This window comes from Collinsella sp. CLA-ER-H3, assembly GCF_040092425.1.
GTDB lineage: Bacteria > Actinomycetota > Coriobacteriia > Coriobacteriales > Coriobacteriaceae > Collinsella.
Map to the genome: position 1 here is coordinate 44,183 of NZ_JBBNLP010000007.1, position 11,931 is coordinate 56,113.

Annotated in this window: 9 protein-coding genes, 1 tRNA gene and 1 other RNA gene; 6 read left to right on the forward strand and 5 right to left on the reverse strand. The window is 60.2% G+C overall.

From position 1 onward, the window contains the following. Entirely contained in the window at positions 1-2,016 is a 2,016-nt protein-coding gene (locus tag AAAX32_RS06875; protein ID WP_117848563.1) for an ABC transporter ATP-binding protein, read from the forward strand. A gap of 110 nt (positions 2,017-2,126) precedes the next feature. Here the strand turns inward: AAAX32_RS06875 and cysE are convergent, their stop codons facing one another. Then, positions 2,127-2,831 carry a serine O-acetyltransferase gene (gene cysE / locus AAAX32_RS06880; RefSeq protein ID WP_035138740.1) on the reverse strand — a complete coding sequence of 235 codons (705 nt, stop codon included), beginning with the start codon at positions 2,829-2,831 and terminating at the stop codon, positions 2,127-2,129. Positions 2,832-3,054: 223 nt separating this feature from the next. Between cysE and AAAX32_RS06885 the strand changes: the two genes are divergently transcribed. Together AAAX32_RS06885 and AAAX32_RS06890 are read left to right on the forward strand one after the other, a co-directional pair. Continuing rightward, the gene (locus tag AAAX32_RS06885; RefSeq protein WP_117848562.1) at positions 3,055-3,702 is read left to right on the forward strand and encodes a VTT domain-containing protein; all 648 of its coding nucleotides are present in this window, start codon (positions 3,055-3,057) and stop codon (positions 3,700-3,702) included. A 289-nt stretch (positions 3,703-3,991) separates the two neighbouring features. After that, positions 3,992-5,044 carry a branched-chain amino acid aminotransferase gene (locus tag AAAX32_RS06890; protein ID WP_035138743.1) on the forward strand — a complete coding sequence of 351 codons (1,053 nt, stop codon included), beginning with the start codon at positions 3,992-3,994 and terminating at the stop codon, positions 5,042-5,044. Between the two features lie 325 nt (positions 5,045-5,369). On the opposite strand, the gene AAAX32_RS06895 is transcribed toward AAAX32_RS06890, so the two are convergent. Next, positions 5,370-5,921, reverse strand: coding sequence for a LemA family protein (locus tag AAAX32_RS06895; RefSeq protein ID WP_082421874.1), 552 nt, complete (start codon positions 5,919-5,921; stop codon positions 5,370-5,372). A 211-nt stretch (positions 5,922-6,132) separates the two neighbouring features. Here AAAX32_RS06895 and AAAX32_RS06900 point away from each other — a divergent pair, with 211 nt between their 5' ends. Further along, positions 6,133-6,717 (forward strand): TetR/AcrR family transcriptional regulator, encoded by a 585-nt coding sequence (locus tag AAAX32_RS06900; protein WP_158557017.1) that lies wholly within the window; start codon positions 6,133-6,135, stop codon positions 6,715-6,717. Positions 6,718-6,720: 3 nt separating this feature from the next. Here the strand turns inward: AAAX32_RS06900 and AAAX32_RS06905 are convergent. Next, a tRNA-Ser gene (locus AAAX32_RS06905) sits at positions 6,721-6,810 on the reverse strand. 51 nt (positions 6,811-6,861) lie between these two features. Between AAAX32_RS06905 and tadA the strand changes: the two genes are divergently transcribed. Together tadA and ffs are read left to right on the forward strand one after the other, a co-directional pair. Then, the gene (tadA, locus tag AAAX32_RS06910) at positions 6,862-8,643 is read left to right on the forward strand and encodes a tRNA adenosine(34) deaminase TadA (protein WP_196034067.1); all 1,782 of its coding nucleotides are present in this window, start codon (positions 6,862-6,864) and stop codon (positions 8,641-8,643) included. A 453-nt stretch (positions 8,644-9,096) separates the two neighbouring features. Next, an RNA gene (ffs, locus tag AAAX32_RS06915) (signal recognition particle sRNA small type) lies at positions 9,097-9,192 on the forward strand. 350 nt (positions 9,193-9,542) lie between these two features. Here ffs and AAAX32_RS06920 read toward each other — a convergent pair. Then, positions 9,543-10,556 carry a hypothetical protein gene (locus AAAX32_RS06920; protein ID WP_117877192.1) on the reverse strand — a complete coding sequence of 338 codons (1,014 nt, stop codon included), beginning with the start codon at positions 10,554-10,556 and terminating at the stop codon, positions 9,543-9,545. A 300-nt stretch (positions 10,557-10,856) separates the two neighbouring features. Beyond that, on the reverse strand, positions 10,857-11,924 hold the full coding sequence (locus AAAX32_RS06925; protein WP_117877194.1) for a hypothetical protein: 1,068 nt from the start codon (positions 11,922-11,924) through the stop codon (positions 10,857-10,859). Positions 11,925-11,931 lie beyond the last annotated feature (7 nt).

The following is an 11,931-nucleotide window of genomic DNA, read 5'->3' on the forward strand; positions in this document are numbered from 1 at the left end:
ATGACCGAGGAGCTCAAGAAGCAGGGCGGCCTTGTCGATGCCGCCGCTGCGGACGCTGCCGAGGAAGCGGTCGAGCGGGCTGCCATGTCGACCGAGCTGGATGACGCCGCCAAGGCTGCAGCCGAGCGCGAGGCTCGCCGCCAAGCGCTCTACGAGGAAAACGAGCGCGCCGAGGACGAGCGCGCCCGCGCTGAGGCAGAGCGCATGCGCGATGTGGACGACGAGGACGAGGACGAGAAACCCCGCGACACCTGGGCGACGGTGCGCCGCCTGTGGAGCGAGGCTGCCGGCGACCATTGGCGCTTCTATATCGTGTTCGCGAGCATTGTGTTCTATGCCATCTTTAACACCGCTGCGCCGGCATATAGCGCCCGTGTGATCGATGAGCTGTGGGGCCACATTCAGGTGGCGTTTGCCAACGATACCACCTTCAGCATCACCTGGGAGAACTGCGGCAGGACCATCTTCATCTACTTTATGATTTGGACGGCCGCCGCCTCGTTCTACGCACTCCAGAGCTTTTTGATGTCGAGCGTTGCCGAGCGCCTCAACCTGCGCCTACGCAACCGCATCGCACAAAAGCTCAACCGTCTGCCGCTTGCCTTTTTTGACGCACATCGTCCCGGTGAGGTCGTCAGCCGTGCGACCAACGACTTGGACAAGATGTCCGAGAGCATGCAGCGCGGCTTGCTGCAGCTTCTGGTGTCGATCGGTACCGTGGTGGGTGCCGTGAGCGTGATGTTCGTGTTTAGCGTGCCGCTCACGCTCGTCTTTTTGTTCTTTACGGCGCTTTCGCTGCTGGTGACGAAGGTCGTTTCGCGCCGCACGCACGATGTGACGGGCGAGCGCCAGGAGTGGGTGTCCAAGATTACGAGCGCGGTCGAGGAAGGCTACTCGGGCCGTCTGGTAATCCGTGCGTTCAACCGCGAGCGCCAGAGCTCTGCCGAGGTGCACGAGGCTTCGAAGGAGCTGGCGCGCGTGAGCACCAAGGCCGACTTTATGATCAATGCCGTCGGCCCTGCGGTGCGCTTTATCGGCCGTTTGGCGCAAATCGTGATTGCGCTTGTGGGCTGCAGCATGTTGGTTGCCGGACATATGACCGTCGGCGTGTTCCAGGCGTTCTTCCAGTTTATCTACGAGGCATCCGAGCCCATGACGCAGCTGTCGTTTACCTTTAACTCGCTGCAGAGCGCGCTGGCAAGCGCGGAGCGCGTGTTCGACCTGCTCGACGAGTCCGAGATGGAAGCCGATCCGTTGCCGGCGGTCGCCGCCAAGCTGCCGGGCAAGGTGGAGGGCCACGTCGCCTTTGAGCATGTGCGCTTTGGCTACGCGCCCGACAAGCCGCTCATGCGCGACGTGTCGTTTACCGCCGAGCCGGGCCAGAAGATTGCCGTGGTGGGAACCACGGGCGCAGGCAAGACGACGCTCATCAACCTGCTCATGCGCTTCTACGAGATTGACGGCGGGCGTATTACGCTCGACGGCGTGGATACGAGCCGCATGGACCGCGGCGAGCTACGGCAGCAGTTTGGCATGGTGCTGCAGGACGCCTGGCTGTTCGATGGCACGATTGCCGAAAACATCGCCTACGGCTGCCCCGAGGCGACGCGCGAGGAGATTGTCGCGGCCGCTCGTGCCGCGCAGGTCGACTTCTTTGTGCGCACCATGCCGCAGGGCTACGACACGCGCGTGGCCAACGATGCCGAGAGCATCAGCCAGGGCCAGCGTCAGCTGCTGACCATCGCACGCGTGCTGCTCAATAACCCGGCGATTCTCATCCTGGACGAGGCGACCTCAAGCGTGGACACGCGCACCGAGCTTGCCATCGGCCGCGCCATGGACGCGCTCATGCGCGGGCGCACCAGCTTTGTGATCGCGCATCGCCTGTCGACGATCGTGGACGCCGACCTGATCTTGGTCATGGACCACGGCAACATCATCGAGCAGGGCACGCATAAGGAGCTGCTCGCAGCCGAGGGTGCCTACGCCGACCTCTATCTGAGCCAGTTCGCATAATGTGACAAAGGGACAGTCTCTTTGCCACATCACAAATAAGGCGCGCCGGGGGTGAATTCCCTGGCGCGCCTTTGCGTTGATGCCGATGTCGTTTTGTGCCGCTTGCGTTCCTAGCGTTCGTCCACGAGCTTGGCGACGAGGGCCTTGAGCTCGGCCACCTCTCGCTCGAGTTCCTTGACGCGGCGGGCATTCTCGGTGATGCCCTGGCGGTTGAGGGCGGACTGCTCGGCGGCGTCATCGGGCATGTACTCGCGATGCTGCTTGGCGTCGAAACTCTCCTCGAACACACGGCAGCCGTTGCGCTTGATGATGCGTCCCGGCACGCCCACGACGGTGCAGTTGTCGGGGACGTCCTTAACGACGACCGAGTTGCCGCCGATCTTGACGTTGTTGCCGATGCGGATGTTGCCGAGCACCTTGGCGCCCGTGCCCACCGTGACATTGTTGCCCAGGGTGGGGTGACGCTTGCCGGTCTCGTTGCCGGTGCCGCCGAGCGTGACGCCCTGGTAGAGCACACAGTTGTCGCCCACAATGGTGGTCTCGCCGATGACGACGCCCATGGCGTGGTCGATAAAGAAATGCTTGCCGATCTGTGCCGCGGGGTGAATCTCGACGCCGGTGATGTGGCGGGTGATTTGCGAGAGCACGCGGGCGAGCGAGCGATGTCCATGCTCCCACAGCCAGTGCTCGGGCACGTGGTTCCACTTGGCGTGCAGGCCAGGATAGGAAAGGAAGATGACCAGACCGTTTTGCGCGGCGGGGTCCTGCGCTTGGACGGTCTTGATGTCCTCGCGAATGGTATTGATAAAGCTCACCGGCCGCCCTCCCTTAGCGCCATGGCAATGCGATTCAATAAAGTATAGCGATTCGCTAGGGATTAGGAAGGACAATCTTGGCGGCATTGCGCGACAGGTGTCAGTTATGCAAACTTGCTGGTAATGGAGTCATGCTTTTGTGGGGTTGCGCACGAGGGGGCACCGCAACCGTATACTGGTCAACTTGGACGTATCCGCGCCCACAACTGAGAGGTTTTACTTCATGGGTTTCATCAATTTTATTGCCGAGCTGCTTAAGGACCCGCGCACCGCGATCGCCAGCTGGATCGCCGCCGGCCCGCTTATGGCCTACGGCTGCGTGTTCCTGATCATCTTTATCGAGACGGGCGTGGTGTTCTTCCCGTTCCTTCCCGGTGATTCGCTGCTGTTCGCCTCGGGTTTCTTTGCCCACAATGGCGGCTTTAACATTGTGGCGCTTCTGGCCACCGCATGGGCCGCTGCCATTTTGGGCGATCAGTGCAACTTTATGATCGGTCACTTCTTTGGCAAAAAGATCATCGCTTCGGGCAAGGTCAAGGCTATGACGCCCGAGCGCATCAAAAAGTCCGAGGATTTCTTGGACAAGTGGGGCCACCTGGCCATCTTCCTGGGTCGCTTCTTCCCGTTTATCCGCACCTTTGTGCCCTTTATTGCCGGTATGGGCGGCATGCACTGGCGCAACTTTGTCATCTTTAACGTGCTGGGTGGCATTACCTGGTCAACGCTCTTTACACTGCTGGGCTACTTCTTTGGTGGCATTCCCTTTGTACAGGAGCACTTTGAGCTGCTAATCGTTGGCATCGTTGCCGTGTCGATCATCCCGACCGTGGTCGGTCTGGTCAAGGCTAAGCTGGGCAAAAAGAACGCATAGCTCGAGCCAACGCGCAAACCGTGCAGTTGAGGCCCGTCCCCGTTTACGGTGGCGGGCCTCTTCAGCTTCGGTCAAATGAAAATACTTTACTTAGTTAAAGAAAAGCGTTTTATCAGACGCGTACGGGGAGTACAATCTCGTGCATGCGAATCGACGTGCCATCGGCTTTGGCGCTGTTCGCGTGTCCCGTCCGGCTCTACGCTCCGGGCGTGCGACGTTGCGACGCGGCCGGCCTCGGTCCTTGCGTGCGGGTTCGCGAGTTTGCAACTGTGTATGTAAGGAGCGACATATGACTGTCGAGAAGAAGGATATCGATTGGGGTAGCCTCGGCTTTGGCTACATGAAGACCGATTACAGCTACGAGGCCCATTGGAAGGACGGCGAGTGGGACGAAGGCGGCCTGACCACCGACCACACCCTGCATGTCTCCGAGTGCGGCGGCATCTTCCATTACTGCCAGGAGGTCTTTGAGGGCCTGAAGGCCTACACCGCCGAGGACGGCAGCATCGTCTGCTTCCGCCCCGATATGAACGCCGAGCGTATGTACAACTCTGCGCAGCGCCTCGAGATGCCCCCGTTCCCCAAGGACAAGTTCGTTGAGGCCGTCAAGCAGGTCGTTTCTGCCAACGCCGCCTGGGTTCCGCCCTTCGGTTCCGGCGCGACCCTGTACGTGCGTCCGTTTATGATCGGCTCCGGTGACGTGATCGGCGTGGCTCCCGCTCCTGAGTACACGTTCCGCATTCTCGTGACCCCGGTCGGTCCGTACTTTAAGGGTGGCCTCAAGCCCGTTAAACTGCGCGTTTCCGAGTACGACCGCGCCGCGCCGCACGGCACCGGCAACATCAAGGCCGGCCTGAACTACGCCATGTCCCTCAAGCCCACGATGGAGGCTCACCGCGAGGGCTATGCCGAGAACCTGTATCTCGACTCCGAGTCCCGCACCTATGTCGAGGAGACCGGCGGTGCCAACGTCCTGTTCGTGAAGGAGGACGGCACGCTCGTCGTTCCGCAGTCGCACACTGACTCCATCCTGCCCTCTATCACCCGTCGTTCGCTCGTTCAGGTTGCTCAGGACCTGGGCATGACCGTTGACCAGCGTCCCGTCGAGTGGGCCGAGGTCAAGGCCGGCACCTTTGTGGAGTGCGGCCTGTGCGGCACCGCTGCCGTCATCTCCCCGGTTGGCGAGATCGACAACAAGGTTTACGGCGCCGACGAGACTGTGACCTTCCCGGCTGGCTACACCGAGATTGGCCCTGTGATGAAGAAGCTCCGCGAGACCCTGACTGGTATCCAGTCTGGTGCTGTCGAGGATAAGCACAACTGGGTTTACACCGTCGCGTAAGCTGTCTTACCTATCCGGGCAGAGAGCAAGTTCCCCCCCGGCGCGTCCTCGGACATGCAAGAAGCCCTCGCTGCGCACTTCGTGCGGCGAGGGCTTCTTGCGTCCTGCGGAGTGCGCCGGGGGGGGGGGGGGGGGGGGGGGGGGGGGGGGGAACTTGCTCTCTGCCCTACGGGTTCGGCGATGTCACAACGGGCAATGATTAATCTGAAAAAAGATGGTGCGCGGTCTATTGGCCGCGCGTTGTGCGTGGATAAGAAAAGGGCCCAAGGTTTGTGCCTTGGACCCTAAAGGGTTGATGAACTGGCTTAAGACTCGGCCGTGATTGTTAGAACTTGACGGTCGGGGCCTGGCGGGCTGCTTCGGCGGCCTCGAAGCCCTGGCGCTCCTTAAACTGGAAGATGCCGGCAAAGATGACAGCCGGGAACGTCTGAATGGCGTTGTTGTAGCTGAGCACGCAGTCGTTGTAGCTCTGGCGTGCATAGCTAATCTTGTTCTCGGTATCCTCGAGCGATGCCTGCAGCTGCGTAAAGTTGGTGTTTGCCTTAAGATCGGGATAGGCCTCGGCTACGGCGAAGAGCTGGCGCAGCGCACCGGTCAGCACGTTGTCGGCTTCCATCTTGGCCTCGGGCGTGGTGGCCTTGACGGCGGTGTTACGCGCGCTGATCACGGCGGAGAGCGTCTCCTGCTCGTGCTTGGCGTAGCCCTTGACGGTCTCGACCAGGTTGGGGATCAGGTCGTTGCGGCGCTGCAGCTGCGTATCGATGTTCTGCCAGGCGTTATCGATGCGGTTACGCTTGGTGACCATGTTGTTGTAGATGCCGGCGATGGCGCAGACAATCACAATGACAACAACGATGCCGATGATGACGGTAATCATGATGTCTCCGTTTCGAATGGCCGCGGCGGCATGCGCCAGCTGCCGTTGGTATAACGCTACTAGTATACCCGCAACGTTTTGCCGTGCCGAACTTTCCGGTAAGCGTTGTGTTTTCGGCGGGGCCGGCACCGGGGCAAAGCGCGCGAGGTACAGGTGTAAGATATGCGACAGATTGACGAGTGTTGTCTTTGCCCTGAGGATGGCGATACCAGTGGACCTTCGCATTAAGAAAACCTACCGCGCCCTTTTCGATGCCTTCACCGAGCTTCTCGAGGAGCATCGTTTTGAGGACCTGACGGTTGCCATGCTGTGCGACCGGGCCATGATTCGCCGCACGACGTTCTACAAGCACTTTCGCGACAAGAACGATTACTTTGCCTTTTATATCGATGAGCTCATGTCGGGCTTGCCGCAAAAACAGCCCGATGAGGCCGGCGCAGTGTCTGCCGAGGACGTGCGCGCGCTTCGCCACGCGATTTTGGACGATGCCATGGATTTGATTCTGACGCACGAGCGGCTCATGGATAACATTTTGGCAAGCAGCATGTCGGGCATGTTGACCAACGTTATTTGCGACCGCATTGCCCGCTCCATCCGCGAGCGTGTGATGAACGTGCTTGCCGAGGATGCCCTGGCCCCCGTGTCACTCGAGACGACGTCTGAGTTTGTCGCCGGCGGTATTATTCGACTTTTCACGATATGGTGGGAATCGGGCCACGATCTTGAGCGTCGACCTGAGATAGCCGACGTGGTCGATGCGTTGTTTGAGCGGACCATGACACCGGTGCATCACTAGGAGTGGCGGAGAGAGGGGGATTCGAACCCCCGGAACGCTCTCGCGCTCAACGGTTTTCAAGACCGCCGCATTCAACCGCTCTGCCATCTCTCCGTGAGTCGTAATGATAGCATCGTTTTGAATTTGCAACAGGGAAGGCGAACGATGACGATCACCGAAATCGACGAGAAGTTCATGCGCGAGGCGTTGGCGGAGGCGCGCGCCGCTGCTGCGGTGGGCGAGGTGCCCATCGGAGCCGTAGTGGTGCGCGACGGTGAGATCGTCGCGAGGGCGCACAATCGGCGCGAACTCGACCAGGACCCTTCGGCTCATGCCGAGTTTGCGGCCGTGTGCGCCGCTGCCCAGGCGCTTGGCCGCTGGCGCCTTTTCGACTGTACGGTTTATGTGACGTTGGAACCCTGCTGCATGTGCGCGGGCCTTATGGTCAACGCGCGCGTGGGGCGCTGCGTGTATGGCGCGAGTGATGCCAAGGCGGGCGCGCTGGGTTCGCTGTATGACCTGAATGCCGACTCGCGCCTGAATCATCGGTTTAACGTGACGGCTGGGGTCCTGGCGGATGAATGCCGCGAGCTGCTGAGTAGCTATTTTGGCGGTCTGCGCGGAGCGGGCGGCGCTGATTGCGGTTGTGGGGCCGATCTTGAAGCACACGCCGCTCACGCCGCAGCGCTTGCAGGTGCCGGTGAGGATGCTGGCACGGCGGTTGACTTTGGTCCTGCGTGCCGCCGACCCCGCCGTGTGCTGTTGGCGATCGACTCCTTTAAGGGCAGCGTTTCGAGCGCGCAGGCGGAGGCGGCGGTTGCCGAAGGCGTGCGCCGCGTTTGGCCCGATGCCGAGGTGCGCGCATTGCCGCTGGCAGATGGTGGCGAGGGAACGCTCGATGCCGTTGCCGCCTGCGGTGGCGAGCTCTCAACCTGCGAGGTCGCAGGGCCCTTGGGCGACCGCGTGTCTGCCCGGATGCTGGTTGATGTCGAGCACAAGTCCGCGGTCATCGAGATGGCCGAGGCGGCCGGCATTGGGTATTCGCCTTGTACGGAGTCGGCGGCGTTGGCGGCCACAACCTATGGCGTGGGCGAGCTCATGCTTCGCGCGGTTCGCATGGGCGCAAAGACACTCTATATTGGTCTGGGCGGCAGCGCCACCAACGACGGTGGCGCCGGCATGCTGCAGGCGCTGGGCGCGCGTGTGGTCGATGATCAGGACTGCGATGTCGCCCCCGGTCTTGCCGGCCTTGAGCAGGTGGCGAGCGTTGATTTGGCGCCCGCGCTGCAGGCTTTGGATGATGCTCGCATCGTTGTGCTTTCGGATGTCGAGAATCCGCTCGTGGGGCGTCGAGGCGCACTGGCGGTGTTTGGCGGGCAGAAGGGCCTGCCGGCGGATGATGTCGAGGTGCTGCGCAGATACGACGGCTGGATGGTCGGCTACGGTCGCTTGCTCGATGCGGCGATTGCCAGAGCTCGAGCCCAGGGGTTGTTGCGCACACCCGAGGGCGCACGGACATTTGGCTCGGTGCTCGGTGTACCCGGCGCGGGCGCTGCCGGTGGCTTGGGCGCGGCGTTGCTGGCGCTCGGCGCGGAGCTACGCTCGGGTGTGGAGACGGTGCTCGACCTCGTGGGGTTTGACGAGCGCGTGCGCGATGTCGACCTGGTCATAACGGGCGAGGGCAATATGGACGAGCAATCCGCCGCCGGTAAGGCACCGGTGGGTGTGGCTCGTCGTGCGAAGCGATATGGCAAGCCGGTGGTCGCCGTCGTGGGCGGTCGCGCCGTCAACCTGGACGCGGTATATGGGCAGGGTATTGACTTGGTTTTGCCGATTTGCCGCAAGCCCATGGACCTGGAACGGGCACTCGATTCGCAAGAAGCCACAACCAACCTCATCTGTGCCGGCGAGGCAGCCGCCCAATCCTACGACCTCGCTCGCCTCTAAGGCCTATCTCCCTATAAGTTGCGGTGAAATACGGAGTGTTTTTGTTTTTAAGGTGCCAATTCAGTCCGTATTCCACCGCAACTTCGAGAATGTCCATTCGAGGTTGGCTGCCTTGTGCCTTGGGTCGGACCGCCTGCCACGAAACGTGGCCATCTACTACGTTAAACCGGCCACCCTCGACCATTCCGGAATTTGCAAAACAAAACCGCAGGTAGAAAGCTTGCCGATTTTCGAAAAAGTCGGCTATGGTTGACCCCTGTGGCCTAAACGTAGTAGATGGGCCCTTTCTGTGGTGCGGCACCAAGCCGGTCATTTTGGGATGGGACTATTTTGACTACTCATTGGCTGCTCTGGCAATCGGGCTGCAAAAGTAGTCAAAAAAGCTCCGTCCCAAATTAGCTACCTTGCTCTGGCGGGCGGGAGCAGGTAAGATATACCGAGCGCCTAGCGCGTTCGATGGGTTCGGATGACGACATGTTCCGAATCTGGTCAGGTCCGGAAGGAAGCAGCCATAAGGAGCCTCTGTCGGGCATCCGAATCCATCGAGCGCACGGGCGTTTTTTGGTGCCGCGACATGGCCCGGCCGGCGGCGAGGTATTTGGTGTCTCGCTGGTCCTCGGCTTCGCCTGCGGGATCGCTCGACTACCAAACACCTCGCCGCCGGTCGGGCCCCGTCGTTCAAAAATCACCCGTAAAGGCGCGTTTATCTAATTAAATCTATCCCTTGCGGAATGCGGCTTGCTGGTGTTGTCTGGGCATTGAAGGCTATGTGGTTCAAGAGGCGGCGGTGCTGTTGCTTGAATTTTTACAGTTAAAGAGGCCCGTTTCCCTGGGTTGGGGAAACGGGCCTCTTTTTGTCTCTGGGTTTGTGGATTGGCGAAGGTAGTATGCTTTGGCGGCTATTTTGAGTTCTTGAGGCGGCGTGTGGCTGTGGCGGTTATTCCGAGGCCTGCGGCGGCGACTGCTGCGAGTGCGATTGCGCTCGGCGCTGCATCGCCCGTGTTCGCGAGCTTGCCGGCGGTCGTATCTGCTTGCTTGCCGCTGCTCGAGTTCGCCTGCTTGGTGGAGCTTGGCGGGGTATTTTTGCCGGTCGCGGACGAGCCGGTGGGCTGTGTCGTCTCGGTCGGTTGCGCTGAGCCGGAGGGAGGTGTTGTCTCGGTGGGTTTTGTTATCTCGGGTGAGGCGGCCTTATCTGCTGCGGCTTTTGCCTCTTCGTATGCCTTGCAGGCATCGTCATAGGCCGTTTGCGCCTTTTTCAAATCGTCGAGGAGCGCATCTCGCTTGGCTATGTCCTCATCGATGTGGGCTTTAGCTTCCTCCGCCTCACTTTCGGAATCCTGAACCTGTCTTTCCTGGCTTTCGAGCCGGCGTCGGTAGGAGTGAAGATCATCTTCACAAGATTTCTCTCGCCTTTCTGCCGACATGATCTCACGTCGCAACTGCTTAATATGCTCTTTAGTAGCTGTGCTGGGCTCCTCGTCGCCGAGTGCTTCAAGTGCCTTATCTAATTCTGCCTGAAGGCCGCTTGTCCGGCTGTGGGCCTCATCGTATTTGGCTTGGGCTGCATCGACGTTCGCTTGCATGGCGGGAAGGCGTTCCCTCCGTTTGGCGGCTTCCGTCACCACCATGTCGTAGATCTCTTGAAAAGCGGCAATGTCATCATCGATTGCCGCAAGTTTCTCGGGACTTGCGGCAACTTTTGCGGCCTCGAGGGTTTTGAGCGCTTCCTGCATGGCTGCATACGCTTTTTCTTTTGCGGCGGCCGCATCTTCCGTCTGCAAGGCAACTGCACCGGTGGGGGAACTGGTTTCTGCCGCAATTGCCGTTACGGGGGCGATTCCCGCGACAAGTGCCGCGGAAAGGGCGATGCCCACGGTTGCTCGTCTTGCTCTTCTTGCGAGAATGTCGTTCATCTCGGCACCTCATTTCAAGGGTCGGCGACTAACTTGGTAGCACTACTGTAAGTATATCAGGCGGTTTGCCCGCCATTGATCGGGCGTGCGCGTATACCCCTTGATTAACAGCCATTAAATCTATCCCTTAAGGAACGCGGCTTGCTAGTGTTGTCTGGGCATTGATGGCTACGTGGTTCAAGAGACGGCGGCATTACCATCTGTTTTTACAAGTAAAGAGGTCCGTTTCCCTGGGTTGGGGAAACGGACCTCTTTTTGTCTCTTGGCTTGTGGATTGGCGAAGACAATAACCGCTGGCAGCTATTTTGGGTTCCTGAGGCGGCGTGTGGCCGTGGCGGTTATTCCGAGTCCTGCGGCGGCGACTGCTGCGAGTGCGATTGCGCTCGGCGCTGCATCGCCCGTGTTCGCGAGCTTGCCGGCGGTCGTATCTGCTTGCTTGCCGCTGCTCGTGTTCGCCTGCTTGGTGGAGCTCGATGGGGCGTCTTTGCCGGTTGCAGGTGAGGCAACGGGCGGTGTCGCCTCGGCGGGTTGCGTCGAGCCGGAGGGAGGCACTGTCTCGGTCGGTTTCGTTATCTCGGGCGAGGCGGCCTTGTCTGCCGCGGCCTTTGCCTCTTCGTATGCCTTGCAGGCGTCGTCATAGGCCGTTTGCGCTTTTTTCAAATTGTCGAGGAGCGCATCTCGCCAGGCTGTGAACCGGTCGATATCGGCTTTATATTTCTCTACAGCACGTTCACAGTCATTAACTCGTCTTTCCTCTCTTCTGAGGCGGTACTGGAACTCGCGGAGCTCCGTTTCGCAATAGTTTACGTGCGTTTTTGCCGATATGATCTCACTGTGCAACTGCTTTATTTGCTGTTTAGTAGTTTCGACAAACTCCTCGTAGCCGAGTGCTTCGAGTGTCTTAAGCATCTCATGTTTCTTCTCTAATTCTGCCTGGAGCTCGCTTACCCGGTTGATGGCCCCGTCGTATTTGGCTTGGGCAGCATCGACGTCCGCTTGCATGGTGGGAAGGAGTTCCCTCCCTTCGGCGGCTTGCGCCGCCATCTTTTCGCGGTACTCTTGAAAACGGGTAATGTCATCATTGAATCTCGCAATTTTCTCGGGACTTGCGGCGTTTTTTGCGGCCTCGAGGTTTTTGAGCGCTTCCTGCATGGCTGCATACGCTTTTTCTTTTGCGGCGGCCGCGTCTTCTGTCTGCGGGGCGCCCGAATTGCCGTTGGTGGCGCTCGTCTGCGAAACGGCCGCACCGGTGGGGGAACTGGTTTCTGCCGCGATCGCCGTTGCGGGGGCGATTCCCGCGACAAGTGCCGCGGAAAGGGCGATGCCCACAGTTGCTCGTCTTGCTCTTCTTGCGAGAATGTCGTTCATCTCGGCA